We start from the raw sequence: 17,314 nt of genomic DNA on the forward strand, positions 1-17,314 counted from the left end.
TCAGCCGCGGCCCGCGACCTGGATGATCACCGTCAGCAGGACGCACACGACGATCGGGAAGGCCGTGAGCCGACGGACGAAGCGCGCCTGCTCGCGCTCGCCGCGCACGTGGCTGAAGCGGTACTGCTGGCTCCAGAACAGCCGCCAGTGCGAGCGCGGGAACAGCTGCGCCCACAGGCACAGCGCGAGCACGACGCCGATCGCGACCTGCGCGACGACGAGACGGGTATCCATCGCTCGAGCGTAGGTCTCACTGCCGGGCCGGATGCTGGGACGTGCCGTCCGGCCCGCCGACGGAGCAGCGTGCGCGCTCCGAGCGCATGCGGTCGATGAGGCGCGGGGGCTGTGAGCGACGCCCTGCGAGGAGTGGTTCCCCCCGACCCGTCACCGCACGCCCCACGCGTAGCTCTGCTGCTGCAGCTTGAGGTACAGCAGCGTGTCGGTGTCTCGCACGCCCTCGATCGAGCGGATGCGTTGCGACACGAGCTCGAGCAGGTGCGCGTCGCTCTCGCACACCACCTCGACGAGCACGTCGTAGGTGCCGGCGGTGATGACCACGTAGTCGACCTCCGCGAGCGCGGCGAGCGCCTCGGCGACGGGCTCGAGCGCCCCGGACGCGCGGATGCCGATCATCGCCTGGCGCGCGAAGCCGAGCTGCGTGGGGTCGGTGACGGCGACGATCTGGACGACGCCCGAGTCGGTGAGCCGCTTGACCCGCTTGCGCACCGCGGTCTCGCTCAGCCCGACCGTCTCGGCGATCGTCGAGTAGGGCGCCCGGCCGTCGCGCTGCAGCTCGGCGATGATCGCCTTGTCCTGGGCGTCGGGCAGGCTCACAGTCGCGACCACGCCTCGCTGAGCACGCTGCGCAGGATCTCGCCGATCTCGTCGAAGTGGCGCTGGTCGCAGATGAGCGGCGGCGAGAGCTGGATGACGGGGTCGCCGCGGTCGTCGGCGCGGCAGTAGAGGCCCGCGTCGAAGAGCGCGCCCGAGAGGTAGCCGCGCAGCAGTCGCTCGCTCTCGTCGTCGTCGAACGTCTCGCGCGTGTGCTTGTCCTTCACGAGCTCGATGCCGTAGAAGTAGCCGTCGCCGCGCACGTCGCCGACGATCGGCAGGTCGAGCAGCCCCTCGAGGGTCGAGCGGAACGCGCCCTCGTTCGCGCGCACATGCTCGAGCACCCCCTCGCGCTCGAAGATCTCGAGGTTCGCGAGCCCCACGGCGGTCGCGACGGGGTGGCCGCCGAACGTGTAGCCGTGGGCGAACGACGCGCCGGGCTCGGCGAACGGCTCGAACAGCCGCTCGCTCGCGATCATCGCGCCGAGCGGCGCGTAGCCAGAGGTCAGGCCCTTCGCGCACGTGATGATGTCGGGCTGGTAGCCGTAGCGCTCGGCGCCGAACATCGTGCCGAGCCGGCCGAAGGCGCAGATCACCTCGTCCGAGACGAGCAGCACGTCGTACTCGTCGCAGATCTCCCGCACCCGCTCGAAGTACCCGGGCGGCGGCGGGAAGCACCCGCCGGCGTTCTGCACGGGCTCGAGGAAGACGGCGGCGACCGTCTCCGGCCCCTCCTGCTCGATCGCGACCGCGATCTGGTCGGCCGCCCAACGGCCGAACGCCTCAGGGTCGTCGCCGTGCAGCGGTGCGCGGTAGATGTTCGTGTTGGGCACCCGGAAGGTCGAGGGCACGAGCGGCTCGAACTGCGACTTCAGCGGCGGCAGGCCCGTGATCGACAGCGCGCCGTGCGTCGTGCCGTGGTACGCGATCGCTCGGCTGATGACCTTGTGCTTCATCGGCTTGCCGGTGAGCTTGAAGTAGTTCTTCGCGAGCTTCCACGCGCTCTCGACCGCCTCGCTGCCGCCGCTCGTGAAGAACACGCGGTTCAGCTCGCCGGGGGCGAGCGATGCGAGCTTGTCGGCGAGGTCGATCGCGCTCGGATGCGCGTACGACCAGAGCGGGAAGAACGCGAGCGTCGATGCCTGCTCCGCGGCGACGGTCGCGAGGTCGATGCGGCCGTGGCCGAGCTGGTTGACGAACAGGCCGGCCAGCCCGTCGAGGTAGCGCTTGCCGCGGTCGTCCCAGATGTACGCGCCCTCGCCCCGCACGATGACGGGCGCCTGATCGGCGTTCGCCATGCGGGTGAAGTGCATCCACAGGTGGTCGGCGGGGGAGGACATGGTGCTCCTTGCGGTGAGGTGGATGGGTCGGATGCGCTGGGGTGCGTCAGGTGGCGACCGGCACGCACAGCACCGGTCGAGTGCTCAGGTGCAGCAGCTTGTGGGGCGTCGAGCCGAGGATCGCACCGCGCATGGGGCTCTCGCCCCAGGTGCCGACGACGATGAGGCGGGCGTCGTGCTTCTCCGCCTGCGAGAGCAGCGCATCCACGGGTCGAGCCGAGACGAGCTCGGTGATCGCCTCGACACCGGCGGCCCGCGCCTGCTCGATGGCGTGGCGCACGGCCGCGCCGCCGAGCTGCTGGAGGGCCGCCTCGTGGCTGCGGCGCTCGTCGCCGACGCCGCCGGGCGGCTCGGTGCCGTAGACGACCACGAGCGGCTCGCCGAAGCGGCTCGCGACGTCGATCGCCGTGGTGAGCGCCGCCCGGGCGCCGGGCGACTCGTCGTAGCCGAGCACGATGGTCATGCGCGCGGCCCCTCGCCGCGACCCGAGGTCACGTCGATGCGGACGATGGGCTGCTCGGCCGTGCTCGGCCGCTCGTCCCAGAATCGGCGATCGCGGAAGTACCAGATGATCATGAGCACGACGCCGGTGACGAAGATGCCGATGCCGATCACGAGCGGCGGCCCGAGGCCGAACCACGCGGTCTCGGTGTAGGAGTTCTCGGGGTTGCCGTAGTCGATGATGGCCGCGACGAGCAGCCAGATGAGCATGAGCGAGCCGAGCACGGGGCCGACGCCGATGAGCAGGAAGCTCTTCACGCTCTTCGTCAGGCGCTTGCGGAAGTAGATCGCGCACGCGATGCCGGTGAGCGCGTAGTAGAAGGCGATGAGCAGGCCGAGCGCGGTGAGCGTGTCCCACAGGGCGGTCTCGCTCAGCAGTCCGACGCCGAGGTAGTAGGCGATCGCGATGCCGGCGACCCACCACGTCGAGACATCCGGCGTGCGGAAGCGGGGGTGGATGCGGCCGAACATCTTGGGCAGCGCGCCGCGGCGGGCCATGCTCAGGCCGGTGCGAGACGCCGGGATGATCGTCGTCTGCGTCGAGGCGATCGCCGAGGTCGCGACCGAGAGCATGACGACCCACGCCCACGGGCCCATCGCGTCGCTCGCGATCACCTGGAAGATCGCATCCTCCTCCTCGGCGTTCTCGGCCAGGAAGGCGTCGCCGGCGAGGGCGACGACAGCGATCGTCACCGAGATGTAGGTGACGAGCAGCACGACGGTCGACCAGATGGCCGCCTTGCCGGGCGACTGCGACGAGTTCGTGGTCTCCTCGGTGAGGTTGACCGCGGATTCCCAGCCCCAGTAGGCGAACACGCCCAGCAGCAGTCCGGCGGTCACGCCCTCCCAGCCGCCGCCGAAGGGGTTGAGCCACTCCCACGACGGCGTGATCGAGTCGAAGGCCGACGAGTTCGAGAACACCTGCCAGAGGGCGACGACCGCGAAGACGAGCAGCGACACCATCTGGAAGATGATGAGCACGTTCTGCAGTCGCGCCGAGATCTCGGTGCCCCACACGCAGATCGCGGTCATGAGCAGGATGAGCAGCACGGTGAGCACGCGGATGAGCACGGGGTCGTAGGCGAGATCCTCGAGCCCGAAGGTGAGGAGCGAGTAGCGCACACCGACCTCGGCGAGCGAGCCGACGATGAGCACGCCCGTCATCGTGATCGCCCAGCCGCCGATCCAGCCGAACCACGGCCCCATCGCCCGCGTGACCCACGAGAACGTGGTGCCCGAGTCCTGGTCGACGGTGTTGAGGTAGTAGAACGCCGAGGCGATGAGCAGCATCGGGATGAAGCTCGCGAGCATGATGCCCGGAGCGTGCACGCCCGTGTAGAGCACGAGTCCGCCGATGATCGCGGCGATCGTGTAGGCGGGGGACGTCGACGCGAGACCGATGACGAGGGCGTCGAAGAAGCCGATGGCGTTCGGCTTGAGGCTCGGCCGGTCGGCGGTCGCCGGGCTGGTGCGGTGGTCGGTCACGACTGCTCCCTTGCGTGGTTCCGGCGGATCCGGCGCCTCAGTCGAGGCCCAGGTGCTGCATCCGTCCTTCTTGGACGATGACACTACTGATTCCGTCGTCCCTGCACTAGAGTCCTGCTCAACAACGTCGACCGCGTGCGATCCCGCACGGCGCGACGCTGTGCGAGAGGAGCTTGTCGATGCGGATCCTGCTGGTGGGTGCCGGAGGTGTCGGAGGTGCGTTCGCGGCGGTCATCGCGCGGCGCGACTTCTTCGAGAGCGTGGTCATCGCCGACTACGACGAGGCGAGGGCGCAGAAGGCGGCCGCGGTCGACCCGCGCTTCTCCTCCGCGCAGGTCGACGCATCCGACCCCGAGTCTGTGGCCGCGCTGTGCCGCGAGCACGGCATCACGCACGTGATGAACGCCGTCGATCCCCGGTTCGTCATGCCGATCTTCGACGGCGCGCTCGCGGCCGGCGCCGACTACCTCGACATGGCGATGAGCCTCTCGAAGCGCCACCCGGAGGAGCCCTACGCGAAGGTCGGGCTCAAGCTCGGCGACGAGCAGTTCGCCAAGGCCGACGAGTGGGAGGCCGCCGGCCAGCTCGCGCTCGTCGGGATCGGCGTCGAGCCCGGCATGTCCAACGTCTTCGCCCGCTTCGCGGCGGACGAGCTCTTCGACCACATCGACGAGCTCGGCACGCGCGACGGCGCCAACCTCGCGGTGCACGACGACGACGGCAACGAGATCTTCGCGCCCTCGTTCTCGATCTGGACGACGATCGAGGAGTGCCTCAACCCGCCCGTCATCTACGAGCGCTCCCGCGCCGACGACGACGGCGGCTGGTACACGACCGAGCCGTTCAGCGAGCCCGAGGTGTTCGACTTCCCCGAAGGCATCGGACCGGTCGAGTGCGTCAACGTCGAGCACGAGGAGGTGCTCATGATGCCGCGCTGGATCGAGGCCGACCGCGTCACGTTCAAGTACGGGCTCGGCTCCGAGTTCATCGGCGTGCTGCAGACCCTCCACACGCTCGGCCTCGACCGCACCGAGAAGGTGCGGGTCGGTGGCGTCGAGGTCTCGCCGCGCGACGTCGTCGCCGCCTGCCTGCCGGATCCCGCATCCATCGGTCCCGTCATGACGGGGAAGACCTGTGCAGGCGTCTGGGTGCAGGGCACCGGCAAGGACGGGCAGCCGCGGTCCACCTACCTGTACCACGTGGTCGACAACGCGTGGTCGATGGAGGAGTACGGGCACCAGTGCGTCGTGCTGCAGACGGCGATCAACCCGGTGATCGCGCTCGAGCTGCTCTCGACGGGTGAGTGGTCGGGCGCGGGCGTGCTGGGTCCGGAGACCATGCCGCCGAAGCCGTTCCTCGAGAAGCTCGTCGAGTACGGCCTGCCGTGGGGTCAGATGGAGGTCGCGCCGCGGCCCTGAGCCTCGGCGGGCCTGAGGCCGCGCAGTGGAGCGCGCTCAGCCCTCCTCGGGCTCCCGCGGCGTCATGTACCACTCGACGAACCGGTGTGCCCGGCCGTCGGGCGCGAGGTGGACCTCCCAGAGGTTCGTGTACGACTCGTGCCCGGGGTAGGCGATCGTGCCCTTGATGATGCCGAGCTCCGCATCCTCGATCAGCACGCGCAGGTCGTGCTCCGGCAGGGTCGGCTCGTCGTCCTCGCTCCACATCGCGACGATCGCGTCGATGCCGCGTGTCGGCTCGGGATCGTTCGGCCGGAACCAGTACTCGGCATCGTCTGTGAAGATCGCGCGCACATCGGCCGCGTCCTTCGACTCCCAGGCGCGGATGTAGCCGTCGAGCCATCGCTGAGCAGGCGTCATGCAGCGTGTCTACCGCAGGCCACTGCCCGGCGCTAGCGGGTCTCGACGCGATACGTGACGTGCGTCACGAGCGACGTCGACGCCGCGATCGCCGGCCGCGTGCTGGGCCTGGGCCATGGCGGCCGCCGGTCCATCGGTGACGAAGTGGAAGGTCGTGCCGCCGTCCATCTCGATCGGCTCGCGCTCGAAGTGCGTGAGCACGAGCACCGGTGCGCGGTAGGGCGGCTCCTCGCCCCACCAGCCCCGCCACGGCCGGTCCCACTCGCCGCGGATGGGGCCGAACAGGTTGCGCCCCATGATGTATGCGCCGTGGCCCAGGATCCCCGCGATCTCGGCGGCGTTCTCCTCCTGGGCCTCGAGCATCCAGCGGTGCAGGTCCTCGCCGCCCAGCCCGAGCGGGTGCTCCTCGCTCTGGTCGACACCCGCGACGAATCCGTCGACGGACACCCCCACATCGCACGTGACCCTGCCCATCCGTGCCTCCTCCGTTCGCTCGCTGCATTCTCGCCCCCGCCGCGCCGCGCGTCGATGCCCGCGCTGTGTGACGCCCGGTGACGGCACAATGCGGCGTATTGCCCGGCAATGGCTAGCGTTATGGGATCGCGCCGCTCGGCGCACCAGCCCCGGAGGAACCATGACGAACGAATCCAGCCGCTCGGAGATCGACGCCCACCTCGCCCAGCGCGGCTCGCGCCGCAGGCTCGGCATCATCGCCGCGGTGACCGCTGGCGTCGTGGTGGCGGGCGCCGCGGCGGCAGCGGTCGCCGTGCAGGCCGGTTCGCAGGCGGCGGCCGACGACCTCATCCCGCTCCGCATCGGCGACACGTCGCAGAGCGACTTCCAGGACACCATCGTCGAGGTCGGGCGCGAGAACGGGCTCGACATCGAGTTCGTCAACTTCGACGACCCCTACCTGCCCAACACGGCGCTCGTCGCCGGCGAGCTCGACGCGAACGTCTTCCAGCACGTCGCCTGGCTGAGCCAGTTCAACCGCGAGAACGGCGCTGAGATCACGCCGCTCTTCTCGACCGTGGTGACCGCGTGGGGCCTCTTCTCCGAGGACCACGCGACCGTCGACGAGATCGTCGACGGTGCGCGCATCGCGGTGCCCGACGACCCCTCGAACTTCTCGCGCTCGCTCTTCATCCTCGAGGCGGCCGGTCTCATCGAGGTCGCGGACGACGCCGGCGTCTTCCCCGGCGAGGAGGACATCATCGCGAACGACCGCGGGCTCGAGCTCGTCCGCATCGCGCACGAGTCGGTGCAGACCGCGTACGCCGACCCGTCGATCGCCGCCGTCGTCATCGCGGTCGACGACTTCGATCCCGCGCTCGCCATCACGAGCGAGGATGCGCTGCAGCTCGAGGACTCGTCGGCGACGTCGTCGAGCCCCTACGTCCTCATCGCGGCCACGACGCCCGACCACCTCGACGACCCGGCCTGGCCGCTGCTCGAGCAGACGTATCGCGACGCGCGGGTGGAGGCCGCGCTCGAGGAGGAGAAGCGGGGCGAGGCGTCGATCGTCGAGCTGCCGGTCGACGACCTCCGCGCCGCTCTCGCGGAGCTCAGCGCGCAGTAGCCCGAGCACGCACCCGGACCGACGACCTCGGGGTGCGCTCGCGCCCGGCCAGTGAAGGAACCATGACCGACCGCATCCGCCTGACCGGCGTCACGAAGCAGTTCGACTCGAAGGCGGGTGGGGCGCTCGCGCTCGACAGCATCGACCTCTCGGTGCGAGCGGGTGAGATCTACGGGCTCATCGGCCGCTCCGGCGCCGGCAAGTCGACGCTGCTGCGCACGATCAACGCGCTCGAGCGGCCCAGCTCGGGAGAGGTGCTCGTCGACGGGATCGACGTCGGCGGGCTGAGCGCCGAGGAGCTGCGCCGGCTGCGGCACAAGATCGGGATGGTGTTCCAGCAGTTCGGTCTGTGGAGCTCGCGCTCCGTCTACGACAACATCGCCACGCCGCTCAAGCTCGCCGGCTGGAAGCAGGACGCGATCCGCACGCGCGTCGCGGAGCTGCTCGACTTCGTGGGGCTCGGCGGCAAGGCGTTCGCGCGGCCGCGCCAGCTCTCCGGCGGGCAGAAGCAGCGCGTTGGCATCGCGCGCGCGATCGCGAACCGGCCGTCGATCCTGCTCGCCGACGAGGCGACGAGTGCGCTCGACCCGCAGACGACCGGCGACATCGTCGCGCTGCTCCGCTCGATCAACGAGGAGCTCGGCATCACGATCGTCGTCGTCAGCCACGAGATGGACGTCATCTCGAGGCTCGCCGACCGGGTGTCGATCCTGAGCCACGGCGCGGTGGTCGAGAGCGGCGACATCCACCAGATCCTCGCGCGCCCGCAGCACGTCGAGACTGCAGCCCTGGTCGCGCCGTATGCGCGGACGGCACTGACCGACGCCGACCGGCAGCTGCTGCGGAGCGAGCACGCGAGCCGCCGCATCTCGGTCGTCATCGACGACTCGCTCGTGCACGACCCGCTCCTCAGTCGGCTGGCGCGCGAGCACGGCGTCGACTTCGCCATCATCCAGGGCGGCGTCGAGCGGGTGAAGCGGCGCCCGTACGGGCAGCTGAGCCTCGCGCTCCACGGGGCCGACGGCGACGTCGACCGCTTCGTCGCGCAGCTCTCCGAGCGCGCCGAGGTGGCGCAGTGGTGAGCGCGACGGATGCCGTGGCGAGCCTGATCGACCTCGACAGCGACGTGCCCCGGGTCGCCACCGCGCTCGGCGAGACGCTCTACATGGTGACGGTGTCGTTCTTCTTCGCCTCGATCCTGGGGCTCCTGCTGGGCATCTTCCTGTTCGCGACGCGGCGGGGGCAGCTGCTGCAGAACAGGGTCGCCCACTTCGTGCTGAACCTCGTCGTGAACACCTTGCGTCCCATCCCGTTCATCATCCTGCTCATCGCGCTGACGCCCGTGACGCGCGCGCTGATCGGCACGAGCATCGGTCCGTCCGCCGCCATCCTGCCGCTCACGATCGCGGCAGGCGTCGGCATCGCGCGCGTCGCCGAGTCCAACCTCGTGGGCGTCGACCCGAGCGTCGTCGAGGCTGCGACCGCGGTCGGCGCCAGGCCCCTGCACATCCTGTTCGGCTTCGTCGTGCGCGAGGCCTTCGGGCCGCTCATCCTGTCGCTGACCTTCATCTTCGTCGCGCTCATCGACGCGACCGCGGTGGCGGGCGCGGTCGGCGGCGGCGGTCTCGGCAACCTCGCGCTCACCTACGGCTACCAGCGCTTCGACTACGCGATCATGCTGCTCATCGTGGTCGTGCTGATCGCGCTCGTCCAGCTCGTGCAGGTGCTGGGCAACCGGCTCGCTCGCAGGTTCCTCTAGATGGTCGCCGAGGGCGGGCGACTCCTGGTCGTGGGCGGCGGCGTGCTCGGGCTCGCGGTCGCCGCCGCGGCCGCGGAGGACGGCTGGCGGGTGACGCTGCTCGAGCGCGAGGACGCGCTGTGCACGGTGGCGAGCGGCACGAGCCTGGCGTGGGCGAACGCGCTCGCGAAGCGTCCCGCCTCCTATGCGGCGCTCAGCCGCGAAGGGATCAAGCGCCACGCGGCGGGTTCCGCCGCCGCGACCGAGCCGTGGTTCACGCCGATGCCGGCAGATGTCCGAGGCGTCACGGTGACCGAGGGCGGCATCGTCGACGTGGCCGCGTTCGCGCGAGCGCACGCGGGTGCGATCCGCGACCGCGGCGGCATCGTGCGCGTCGGCGCATCCGTCGCGCGCATCGAGGCGGACGCGACCGGAGCCGTCGCAGTGCTCGGCACGGGGGAGCGGGTCGGAGCCGACCGGGTCGTGCTCGCGGCCGGCGTCGGCACGCCGGCGCTGCTCCGCGGGCACGGCGCGCTCGCGCCCATCGACGTCGTGGGGCCGATCGGCGCGATCGCGCGCGTGCGCGCGCCGGCCTCATGGAGCGCCGGGCTGACGGTCGGCGACGAGCTCAGCGCGCGTCCGAGCGGCGCCGGTGAGCTGCTGCTGCAGTCGGCCTCGCTCGAGGAGGCGATCCGCGACGGGTCGCTGCCGCTCGACGAGCGCGCGTGCTGGCGTCGGCTGCGCGCGATCGCGAGCCGCCACGGCCTCGCGCTGGAGGACGACGACCTGCAGGGGTTCGGCTTCGCGCACCGGCCGCAGCCCGTCGACGGGCTGCCCATCGCGGGCTGGGCGACCGATCGCCTGTACGTGGTCGTGGCGCACAGCGGTGTCACGCTCGCACCCGTCCTGGGCTGCCTCGTGGCGGCCGAGCTCGGCGGCGAGCGGCAGATCGAACTGCAGGGCCTCCGCCCACCCGGTAGCGTCCCGAACGACAGCGACGAGGAGCACATCCATGGCCACTGACACACGCACCGCGAGCCGGCTGCTCGAGCAGCTCCCGGCGAGGCAGGGCTTCGGCGACGCCACGCTCATCCGGCACCGCGAGGGCAGCATCGACCTGGGCGGCGGCAACCCCGACGTCGCGGCGCTGCCGACCGACCTCTACCGCGACGCCGCTCGCGACCTCACCGAGGGTGCCGGGTTCGCAGCGTCGCTGCGCTACGTGCCGGCACCGGGCATCCCGGCGCTGCGCGCGTGGATCGCCGAGCGCGAGGGCGTCGACGCCGAGCGCGTCATCGTCACGACCGGCGGCGCTCACGGGCTCGCGCTCGCGGTGCTGGGGCTGCTCGACGCCGGCGACGAGATCGTCGTCGACGACCCGGTGTATCCGCTGTTCCTGCGCACGCTCGACCTCGTGGGTGCGCATCCCGTGCCCGTGCGCGTCGGCGCCGGCGGCATCGACGTCGACGAGCTCGAGCGACGCCTCGACGCCGGGCTGCGGCCGAAGGCGCTCTTCACGGTGCCGACCTTCCAGAACCCGTCGGGCGGCACGCTGTCCGACGAGCACGCCCGCCGCCTCGCCGGGCTCGCCGAGCGGTTCGGCTTCATGCTCATCCTCGACGATCCCTATCGCGAGGCGGGCTTCGAGCCCGGTGCGATCGACGTGCGCTCGCGGCTGCTCGACTCCGAGCGCGTCGTCGCGGTCAACACGTTCTCGAAGACGCTCGGACCAGCGCTGCGCGTCGGCTGGATCGTGGTGCCGACGGCGCTCGCTGAGCGCTTCGTGCGGCTGCGCAACCGGCTCGACGGGCTGACGAGCGGCACGCTGCAGGAGCTCGTGCTGCGCATCGTGCAGCGGCCCGAGTACTCGGAGGCGCTCGCGGCCGCCGGCGTCGGCTACGGCCGCAAGGCGCGGGCGCTGCAGCAGGCGCTCGAGGCGCGCTTCGGCGACGAGATCGAGATCACCGAGCCGAGCGGCGGGTTCTTCCTCTGGGCCCGGCTGCTCGGCGAGGCCGACTTCGAGCGGTTCCACGAGCTCGCGCAGGACGAGGGCGTCTTCTTCCAGCGCGGCGAGTGGTTCGCCGTCGACGACGATGCGCACCTGCGGGGCACGCTGCGGCTGTCGTTCAGCGAGCAGCCGGTCGAGGCGCTCGTCGAGGGCGTCGACCGGCTCCACCGCGCCTGGCGACGGCTGCGCGACTGACGCGGGCCCCGTCAGCCGCCGAGCGGCAGCACCGAGATCTCGACGTGGCGCGGGTGGTGCGGCCGACCGCGCAGCTGCGACTCGATGAGCGACACCTCGTCGATCGTCCAGGTGCGCGAGGCGTAGGTGTCGAGCATGCGCAGCCAGCGGATGGCGCTGCGGTGCCGCGGCGGCCTCGCGAGGGTGACGTGCGGCACGAAGCGCTGCCCGTCGGGGAAGGCGCCCGCGACGCTCGCGGCAGTGCGCACGCGCTGCGCGAGGTGCTCGAGCTCGGCGCGCCCGCGGTCGACGCCCATCCACAGCACCGCCGGTCGGTCGGCGTCGGGGAACGCGCCGGCGCCCGACAGTCGGCAGTCGAACGGCGGCAGGTCGAGCAGCGCTGCGCGGAGGCGCTCGTCGAGCGGTTCGAGGATCCGCTCCGACACGTCGGGCAGGAACCCGAGCGTCAGGTGCAGCCGGTCGACGGGCGTCCACCGCAGCCCTTCGCGCGGGTCGAGGAACTCGGCGAGGTCCTCGCGCACGTCCGCGGGCGGCACCACCGCCACGAACATCCGCCGACCCATGCACGGACACTACGCCCGCGAGGGTGCTCGGGGTACATTTCGGGGCATCGGCGAGCGAGGGGAGCGGACGATGGGGTTCAGCAAGGGCGACGAGGTGGCTTGGAGCACGAGCCAGGGCGAGACGCACGGCACGGTGCAGGAGCGCCGCGTGCGCGACTTCACGTTCGACGGGCAGCGGTTCCGGGCGTCCGACGACGAGCCGTACTACGTCGTCGAGTCGGCGAAGACCGGCGCGAAGGCCGCCCACAAGGAGTCGGCGCTGCGCAAGCGCTCCTGACGCCGGCGCGCCAGCACAGGCCCTCGCGGCGCCACTGCGGGCACTGGCGCCGCGGCGCGCGCGGCACCTACGCTGGCGCGCATGGGCGAGCTCCGCATCCGCACCACGATCGAGTGGCACGCTCCCGCCGCGGCGATCATCCTCACCGACGAGCAGGTCGCTGCGCTCGGCGGGCCGAAGAACGCGCCCATCACCCTCACGATCGGCGACGCGACCGTGCGCACCCGGATCGGCCAGATGGGCGGTCGCAACATGGTGGGGCTCAGCACGGAGCGCCGCGAAGCGCTCGAGGTCGAGGCGGGCGACGAGGTCGATGCCGTCATCGCGCTCGACACCGACGAGCGCGAGATCGCGCTGCCGCCGGAGCTGGCTCAGGCGCTCGCCGACGCCCCGACCGCGAAGGCGGCGTTCGATGCGCTCGCACCGTCGAAGCGCAAGGAGATGGCTCGCTCCATCGGTGAGGCGAAGGCGCCCGAGACGAAGCAGCGCCGGCTCGAGAAAGCGCTCGACCAGCTGCGGCAGGTCAGCGCCGGCTGAGCTGCTTGCGCATCACCACGCGCGGGAAGCCGCCCGAGACCGCGTCGGTGCGGGTCGCGAGCTCGAAGCCCGCGCGCTCGAACATCCGGCGCGTGCCGACGTAGGCCATCGTCAGGTCGACCCGCTCGTCGCCGTTGTCGACGGGGTATCCCTCGACAGCAGACGCGCCCTGCGACGCGGCGTAGGCCACAGCCCCGTCGAGCAGCGCGTGCGAGATGCCGCGGCCGCGGTGTCCCGGGCGCACGCGGATGCACCAGATCGATCACGCGGGCTGGTCGTCGACGTGCGGGATGCGGGTCGACCGCGCGAACGGCAGCTCCGCGCGCGGCGCGACCGCGGCCCATCCGACGACCTCGTCGCCGTCGTAGGCCAGCACGCCGGGCGCGACCCGCTTGCGGGTGAGCGCCTCCATGAAGGCGCCGCGGTCGGGGCCGCGCAGCTCGGCGTTCATCTTCGAATCGATGCGGTGGCTCAGGCACCAGCAGACGGATGCGTCGGCGCGCTTCGGCCCGATCATCGTCGTGACGTCGTCGAAGCGCGCGTGCGTCGCGGGCCGGATCTCGAAGTCGTCCATCACTCTCCTCGTCGTCGGAGCCACGATGGCACGGCGTGCCCAGCAGACATACCCTGCAGCCATGGTGATCGAGGCATCGGGCTCGGGAGCAGCCTGACCATGCTGGAGGCGCTGCTGTGGGGCGCGATCGCCTCGTCGTCGCTCGTGCTCGGCGCATGGCTCGCGACCCTGCGCCGGTGGTCGGATGCGGTCGTCGGCATGGTGCTGGCGTTCGGTGCCGGGGCGCTGATCGCGGGCGTCTCGTTCGAGCTCGCGGAAGCTGGCGTCACGGAGGGCGGGCCGGTCGCGGTCGGCGTCGGCCTCGCGGCGGGCGCGCTGGCCTACTTCTTCGCCGATCGTGCGGTCGAGCAGCGGTCGGGGCGCGGGGGCGGGGGCGCCTCGGGCGTGCCGCTCGCCGTGGGCGCGCTGCTCGACGGCGTGCCAGAGCAGGCCGTGCTCGGGATCGGGCTCGCCACCGGCGACGGGGTGAGCCTCGCGCTGCTGGTCGCGGTGTTCGTGTCGAACCTGCCGGAATCGGTCGGCTCCTCGGCCGACATGCTGGGCGACGGGCGGTCTCGCCGCTTCGTGCTGCTGCTCTGGATCGGCGTCGCCGCCGTCTGCACGCTCGCGGCGGTGGCGGGCCGAGCGATCGCGGAGGTCGCATCGCCGACGCTCACCGGGGTCGTCGACGGATTCGCGGCGGGCGCGCTGCTCGTGATGCTCGTCGACGCGATGATCTCCGAGGCGCGCGCGAAGGGCGGGCAGGTCGCCGGTCTCGCGACCGTCGTCGGGTTCGCAGCTGCGGCGGCGCTCTCGCTGCTCGCTTGAGGCCGGCAGAGCGGCCGACTCCGGCCGTCAGGGCCGCGGCGGCGCGAGCTCGTCGAGCCGCTCGAGCCGGTCGGCGGCGCGCGCCGCCCGCTCGGGCTCGGTCAGCTCCCACCAGGCCTCGCCCCGCTCGCCGAGCCCCTCCTTCGCGAGCTGCACGCGATCGCGTGCGCGCTGCGTGTCGGCATCGCTCGCCGCGCTCCGGACGGCCGAGCGCGCCCGCCCGAGGTGCGAGCGCAGCCGGGTGGCGGCATCAGCCGGCAGCGAGGGATCCTCCGCTCGCCAGCGGCGTCCGTCGACGACGATCCAGCGGCCGTCGTCGGTGCGGCTCGTCTCCCGCATCCGCCCTCAGCGCCGTTCGACCGGGATGCGCCTGGCCTTCGCGGGCACCGCATCGAGCGCGACGCGCACCGTCAGCATCCCGTCCTCGTAGAAGGCGGTGATCTCGTCGTCCTTCGCGCCGAGCGGGAGCCGGACGGTGCGTGCCAGTGCGCCGTAGCGGAACTCCGAGCGCTGCTTCTCGCGGGGGTCCGGGTGCCGCTCGGCGTGGATCGTCAGCACGCCGTGCTCGACCTTCACGTCGATGTCGCGTGCGGGGTCGAGGCCCGGCAGCTCGGCGTGCACGACGAACGCGTCGTCCTCGACGAGCTCCTCGACGCGGATGCCGGGGAGTGGGCCCTTGCCGTCCCAGCCGCCCATGATCGCGAAGGCGTCGAACCACTCCGTGAACGGTGGGAAGACCGGGTACCTGCGTGAAGCGTCCGCGGTCATGTCGAGCTCCCTCCGTCGTGCCCCATGTCTACTCCGGTTCCCGGGAGGACTCAATGGAGCGCGCGTCGCACCACCGCCGCCGCTGCCATGACAACCTCGGTCGCGGATGCTTGGATGGCGCCATGACCGATCCCGACGTCGTCCGCGTGGTGCAGGCGAGCCGCTTCATCGCGGCTCCCGCCGACGTCATCTTCGAGCACATCGCCGACCCCGCGAAGCAGCCCGCGTGGGACGGCAACGACAACCTCGCCGAGGCCGCCGACGGGCAGCGCGTGCGCGGCACGGGGGAGGTGTTCGCCATGACGCTCACCGGCAACGGCGCGGTGCGCGAGAACCACGTCGTGGAGTTCGAGGAGGGCAGTCGCATCGCGTGGAAGCCCGCCGAGGAGGGCAAGCCGCCCATCGGCCACGTGTGGCGGTGGGACCTGGAGCCCGAGGGCGAGGGGACGCGCGTGACCCACACGTACGACTGGACCGACCTCCAGGATGAGACCCGGCTCGAGCGTGCGAAGCGGACGCAGCCGGCGAACCTGCTCGCCTCGATCGACCGGCTCGCGGGGCTGCTCGAGGGCTGACGAGGTTCTCCACACGCTGCAGAACTTTCGAACAGATGTTCGACAGCGTGGTAGAATCGGATGCGACGGGAGGCCACCGAAGGCGGTGGCCGCGGAGCAGTTCCGATGGGGGTTCCGATGGCGCAGTGGGTGCAGGGCAGGTCGCCGGAGGCGTCCGACCTGCGGGCCGCGCTCGATGAGGTCCAGCACCGCATCGACGCGGTCCTCGCCCGCTTCGAGCTGCTCGGCGACGCTGAGCGGTGGGATGCGCTCGCGGCGATCGGCGAGCTGGTCAAGCGTGCCGACGGGGCGTCGGTGCGCATCGCGGGGCTCGTCGAGCAGGCGTCGCCCGCGCTCGACGCACCGTCGCTCGCGCGATCGTTCGGCTACCGCAGCACGCGCGATGCGCTGCAGCACGAGCTCGGCGTCACCGCGGGTCGCGCGACGTGCATCGTGCGCCTCGCGCTCGCCGCGACGCCGCGGCGAACGCCGACGGGCCTGCCGTTCGAGCCGCGCTTCCCGCATGTCGCGGCGGCGTTCGTCGACGGCGCCATCGCGATCGACCAGGCCCGAGCGATCGTCCAGCCCCTCGACGAGGGGAGGCTGCGGGTCGCCGAGGACGACAGGCTCGCCGCGGAGGCATCGCTCGTGGCAGACGCGGTCGGTGAGATGCCAGCGAGGGAGCGGGGCTACGACGACGCCGTGCCGTCGCCGCCCGAGGTGCTCGCCACGCTCGCGCGAACGTGGCTGCAGGCGCTCGACCCCGATGGGGCCGAGCCGCGGGAGGAGGAGCGCGTCGCGCAGCGCGCGTTCACGCTCGCGCAGTGCCGCGACGGCATCTTCCGCGGCCGCGTCGCCCTACCGCCCGACCAGGGCGCGGCGGTCCACGCGGTGCTGAACGCCTACGGCTCGCCGCGCACGACGAAGGGTGCGCCCGGCGAGGAGCAGCCTGCCGACGGTGATGACCGCACCCCGGAGCAGCGCAACGCCGACGTGCTCGCGGGCATCTTCTCGGCGCACGCGCGCTCGGGCGACGCCCCGCGGCCGGGCAAGGAGGCGCCGACGCTGCTCGTGGCGGTCACGCGCGCCGAGCTCGAGCGGCACGCGGCCGGCGAGCCCGGCTTCTGCGAGATCGTCGAGACCGGCGAGGTCGTGCCCGTGCAGCTCGCGGCTCGCATGACGTGCGATGCGTTCATCCAGCCCGCGCTCGTCGACGACGACGGCCACGTGCTGCGGCTCGGCCGCCGCAAGCGGCTCTTCTCGAGATGGCAGCGGCTCGCGATCATGCTCCGCGACAAGCACTGCCTCGGCTGCGGCGCCCCGGCGTCCTGGAACGACGTCCATCATGTGCGCACGTGGGCCGACGGCGGCGACACCGATGTCGACAACGGCATCCTCGTCTGCTCGCGCTGCCATACCGAGGTCCATTCGGGCCGGCTGCGGGTCGAGCGCGACGGCGGCAGCAGGTGGCGAGTCCGACGAGCGCTGCTGCCACCCGTCCGCCCGCCGCGCGGGATGGCACGGCGAGCGGGGTCGATCGCAGCCCTCGGCGGGGCGGTCGAGCGCATCCTCGCCTCGACCCGGTAGCATGGGAGCGACGTCAGCCCGCTGGTCACCGTCCGAGCCGCATCGCGACTCGCCCGTGCACCGCAGTCGACGTCACCGGCACGACGAGCCGCCGCACCGAGGTCCGGTGCCCGTCGGAGCCTGAACACCGGGGCCCGTACCCGCGGCCCCGCC

At 71.9% G+C, this 17,314-nt stretch carries 21 protein-coding genes and 1 pseudogene; 11 read left to right on the forward strand and 11 right to left on the reverse strand.

Translation table 11 applies throughout. From position 1 onward, the window contains the following. From ABD106_RS05155 to ABD106_RS05175, 5 genes are all read right to left on the reverse strand, one after another. On the reverse strand, nt 1-234 hold the full coding sequence (locus tag ABD106_RS05155; protein WP_343918060.1) for a hypothetical protein: 234 nt from the start codon (nt 232-234) through the stop codon (nt 1-3). Nucleotides 235-384: 150 nt separating this feature from the next. After that, complete coding sequence (locus ABD106_RS05160; protein WP_343918062.1) at nt 385-834, reverse strand: Lrp/AsnC family transcriptional regulator; 450 nt, start codon at nt 832-834, stop codon at nt 385-387. Then, nucleotides 831-2,171: an aspartate aminotransferase family protein gene (locus tag ABD106_RS05165; protein WP_343918065.1), complete on the reverse strand. Its 1,341-nt coding sequence runs from the start codon at nt 2,169-2,171 to the stop codon at nt 831-833. Before ABD106_RS05165 ends, ABD106_RS05160 begins: the two co-directional genes overlap by 4 nt. Before the next feature lie 46 nt (nt 2,172-2,217). Continuing rightward, complete coding sequence (locus tag ABD106_RS05170) at nt 2,218-2,634, reverse strand: universal stress protein (protein ID WP_343918067.1); 417 nt, start codon at nt 2,632-2,634, stop codon at nt 2,218-2,220. After that, nucleotides 2,631-4,157, reverse strand: a complete 1,527-nt coding sequence (locus ABD106_RS05175; RefSeq protein WP_343918069.1) for an APC family permease — start codon at nt 4,155-4,157, stop codon at nt 2,631-2,633. Before ABD106_RS05175 ends, ABD106_RS05170 begins: the two co-directional genes overlap by 4 nt. A 179-nt stretch (nt 4,158-4,336) precedes the next feature. Here ABD106_RS05175 and ABD106_RS05180 point away from each other — a divergent pair, with 179 nt between their 5' ends. Continuing rightward, nucleotides 4,337-5,575 (forward strand): saccharopine dehydrogenase family protein, encoded by a 1,239-nt coding sequence (locus ABD106_RS05180; protein ID WP_343918071.1) that lies wholly within the window; start codon nt 4,337-4,339, stop codon nt 5,573-5,575. A gap of 36 nt (nt 5,576-5,611) precedes the next feature. On the opposite strand, the gene ABD106_RS05185 is transcribed toward ABD106_RS05180, so the two are convergent. Then, nucleotides 5,612-5,974: a nuclear transport factor 2 family protein gene (locus ABD106_RS05185; RefSeq protein WP_343918073.1), complete on the reverse strand. Its 363-nt coding sequence runs from the start codon at nt 5,972-5,974 to the stop codon at nt 5,612-5,614. Nucleotides 5,975-5,983: 9 nt separating this feature from the next. Continuing rightward, on the reverse strand, nt 5,984-6,685 hold the full coding sequence (locus tag ABD106_RS05190; RefSeq protein ID WP_343918075.1) for a dihydrofolate reductase family protein: 702 nt from the start codon (nt 6,683-6,685) through the stop codon (nt 5,984-5,986). Here ABD106_RS05190 and ABD106_RS05195 point away from each other — a divergent pair. From ABD106_RS05195 to ABD106_RS05215, 5 genes are all read left to right on the forward strand, one after another. Continuing rightward, the gene (locus ABD106_RS05195; protein WP_343918077.1) at nt 6,609-7,553 is read left to right on the forward strand and encodes a MetQ/NlpA family ABC transporter substrate-binding protein; all 945 of its coding nucleotides are present in this window, start codon (nt 6,609-6,611) and stop codon (nt 7,551-7,553) included. The genes ABD106_RS05190 and ABD106_RS05195 overlap by 77 nt on opposite strands. Before the next feature lie 62 nt (nt 7,554-7,615). Continuing rightward, a complete protein-coding gene (locus tag ABD106_RS05200; RefSeq protein WP_343918079.1) occupies nt 7,616-8,635 on the forward strand; it encodes a methionine ABC transporter ATP-binding protein in 1,020 nt (339 codons plus the stop codon). Beyond that, nucleotides 8,632-9,312, forward strand: a complete 681-nt coding sequence (locus tag ABD106_RS05205; RefSeq protein WP_343918081.1) for a methionine ABC transporter permease — start codon at nt 8,632-8,634, stop codon at nt 9,310-9,312. Before ABD106_RS05200 ends, ABD106_RS05205 begins: the two co-directional genes overlap by 4 nt. Further along, nucleotides 9,313-10,314 carry an NAD(P)/FAD-dependent oxidoreductase gene (locus ABD106_RS05210; protein ID WP_343918083.1) on the forward strand — a complete coding sequence of 334 codons (1,002 nt, stop codon included), beginning with the start codon at nt 9,313-9,315 and terminating at the stop codon, nt 10,312-10,314. It abuts the gene before it with no gap. Further along, the gene (locus tag ABD106_RS05215; protein ID WP_343918085.1) at nt 10,304-11,494 is read left to right on the forward strand and encodes an aminotransferase-like domain-containing protein; all 1,191 of its coding nucleotides are present in this window, start codon (nt 10,304-10,306) and stop codon (nt 11,492-11,494) included. Before ABD106_RS05210 ends, ABD106_RS05215 begins: the two co-directional genes overlap by 11 nt. Nucleotides 11,495-11,505: 11 nt before the next feature. Here ABD106_RS05215 and thpR read toward each other — a convergent pair whose 3' ends face one another. Further along, entirely contained in the window at nt 11,506-12,057 is a 552-nt protein-coding gene (gene thpR, locus ABD106_RS05220) for an RNA 2',3'-cyclic phosphodiesterase (protein ID WP_343918087.1), read from the reverse strand. A 70-nt stretch (nt 12,058-12,127) separates the two neighbouring features. Here thpR and ABD106_RS05225 point away from each other — a divergent pair, with 70 nt between their 5' ends. Both ABD106_RS05225 and ABD106_RS05230 read left to right on the forward strand, forming a co-directional pair. After that, nucleotides 12,128-12,334 carry a hypervirulence associated TUDOR domain-containing protein gene (locus ABD106_RS05225; protein ID WP_343918089.1) on the forward strand — a complete coding sequence of 69 codons (207 nt, stop codon included), beginning with the start codon at nt 12,128-12,130 and terminating at the stop codon, nt 12,332-12,334. Between the two features lie 81 nt (nt 12,335-12,415). Beyond that, on the forward strand, nt 12,416-12,871 hold the full coding sequence (locus ABD106_RS05230; RefSeq protein ID WP_343918091.1) for a YdeI/OmpD-associated family protein: 456 nt from the start codon (nt 12,416-12,418) through the stop codon (nt 12,869-12,871). Here ABD106_RS05230 and ABD106_RS05235 read toward each other — a convergent pair. Then, nucleotides 12,858-13,445, reverse strand: a pseudogene (locus tag ABD106_RS05235) (GNAT family N-acetyltransferase). The gene ABD106_RS05230 and the pseudogene ABD106_RS05235 sit on opposite strands and share 14 nt — an antisense overlap. A gap of 99 nt (nt 13,446-13,544) precedes the next feature. On the opposite strand from ABD106_RS05235, the gene ABD106_RS05240 reads away from it, so the two are divergent. Further along, nucleotides 13,545-14,252, forward strand: coding sequence for a ZIP family metal transporter (locus tag ABD106_RS05240; protein ID WP_343918093.1), 708 nt, complete (start codon nt 13,545-13,547; stop codon nt 14,250-14,252). 27 nt (nt 14,253-14,279) lie between these two features. On the opposite strand, the gene ABD106_RS05245 is transcribed toward ABD106_RS05240, so the two are convergent. Both ABD106_RS05245 and ABD106_RS05250 read right to left on the reverse strand, forming a co-directional pair. Continuing rightward, a complete protein-coding gene (locus tag ABD106_RS05245; RefSeq protein ID WP_343918095.1) occupies nt 14,280-14,591 on the reverse strand; it encodes a biopolymer transporter Tol in 312 nt (103 codons plus the stop codon). Nucleotides 14,592-14,597: 6 nt separating this feature from the next. After that, a complete protein-coding gene (locus ABD106_RS05250) occupies nt 14,598-15,020 on the reverse strand; it encodes an Hsp20/alpha crystallin family protein (protein ID WP_343918097.1) in 423 nt (140 codons plus the stop codon). 122 nt (nt 15,021-15,142) lie between these two features. On the opposite strand from ABD106_RS05250, the gene ABD106_RS05255 reads away from it, so the two are divergent. Both ABD106_RS05255 and ABD106_RS05260 read left to right on the forward strand, forming a co-directional pair. Then, complete coding sequence (locus ABD106_RS05255) at nt 15,143-15,595, forward strand: SRPBCC family protein (RefSeq protein WP_343918099.1); 453 nt, start codon at nt 15,143-15,145, stop codon at nt 15,593-15,595. Nucleotides 15,596-15,700: 105 nt separating this feature from the next. Continuing rightward, on the forward strand, nt 15,701-17,161 hold the full coding sequence (locus ABD106_RS05260) for an HNH endonuclease signature motif containing protein (protein WP_343918101.1): 1,461 nt from the start codon (nt 15,701-15,703) through the stop codon (nt 17,159-17,161). Nucleotides 17,162-17,314: the final 153 nt, after the last annotated feature.

The sequence above is a fragment of the Agrococcus citreus genome (assembly GCF_039527715.1).
Lineage (GTDB): Bacteria > Actinomycetota > Actinomycetes > Actinomycetales > Microbacteriaceae > Agrococcus > Agrococcus citreus.

Bases quoted from the DNA above. Each gene is read 5' to 3' on its own strand.
- ABD106_RS05245 (WP_343918095.1), bottom strand. From the start codon at position 14,591: ATGCGGGAGACGAGCCGCACCGACGACGGCCGCTGGATCGTCGTCGAC.
- ABD106_RS05240 (WP_343918093.1), top strand. From the start codon at position 13,545: ATGCTGGAGGCGCTGCTGTGGGGCGCGATCGCCTCGTCGTCGCTCGTG.
- ABD106_RS05170 (WP_343918067.1), bottom strand. From the start codon at position 2,634: ATGACCATCGTGCTCGGCTACGACGAGTCGCCCGGCGCCCGGGCGGCG.
- ABD106_RS05155 (WP_343918060.1), bottom strand. From the start codon at position 234: ATGGATACCCGTCTCGTCGTCGCGCAGGTCGCGATCGGCGTCGTGCTC.
- ABD106_RS05195 (WP_343918077.1), top strand. From the start codon at position 6,609: ATGACGAACGAATCCAGCCGCTCGGAGATCGACGCCCACCTCGCCCAG.
- ABD106_RS05215 (WP_343918085.1), top strand. From the start codon at position 10,304: ATGGCCACTGACACACGCACCGCGAGCCGGCTGCTCGAGCAGCTCCCG.
- thpR (WP_343918087.1), bottom strand. From the start codon at position 12,057: ATGGGTCGGCGGATGTTCGTGGCGGTGGTGCCGCCCGCGGACGTGCGC.
- ABD106_RS05225 (WP_343918089.1), top strand. From the start codon at position 12,128: ATGGGGTTCAGCAAGGGCGACGAGGTGGCTTGGAGCACGAGCCAGGGC.
- ABD106_RS05180 (WP_343918071.1), top strand. From the start codon at position 4,337: ATGCGGATCCTGCTGGTGGGTGCCGGAGGTGTCGGAGGTGCGTTCGCG.
- ABD106_RS05165 (WP_343918065.1), bottom strand. From the start codon at position 2,171: ATGTCCTCCCCCGCCGACCACCTGTGGATGCACTTCACCCGCATGGCG.
- ABD106_RS05200 (WP_343918079.1), top strand. From the start codon at position 7,616: ATGACCGACCGCATCCGCCTGACCGGCGTCACGAAGCAGTTCGACTCG.
- ABD106_RS05210 (WP_343918083.1), top strand. From the start codon at position 9,313: ATGGTCGCCGAGGGCGGGCGACTCCTGGTCGTGGGCGGCGGCGTGCTC.
- ABD106_RS05190 (WP_343918075.1), bottom strand. From the start codon at position 6,685: ATGATGCCGAGCCTGCGGCGCGAGCCGCGCTGGGCGAGGTGGGCGTCG.
- ABD106_RS05250 (WP_343918097.1), bottom strand. From the start codon at position 15,020: ATGACCGCGGACGCTTCACGCAGGTACCCGGTCTTCCCACCGTTCACG.
- ABD106_RS05230 (WP_343918091.1), top strand. From the start codon at position 12,416: ATGGGCGAGCTCCGCATCCGCACCACGATCGAGTGGCACGCTCCCGCC.
- ABD106_RS05185 (WP_343918073.1), bottom strand. From the start codon at position 5,974: ATGACGCCTGCTCAGCGATGGCTCGACGGCTACATCCGCGCCTGGGAG.
- ABD106_RS05260 (WP_343918101.1), top strand. From the start codon at position 15,701: ATGGGGGTTCCGATGGCGCAGTGGGTGCAGGGCAGGTCGCCGGAGGCG.
- ABD106_RS05255 (WP_343918099.1), top strand. From the start codon at position 15,143: ATGACCGATCCCGACGTCGTCCGCGTGGTGCAGGCGAGCCGCTTCATC.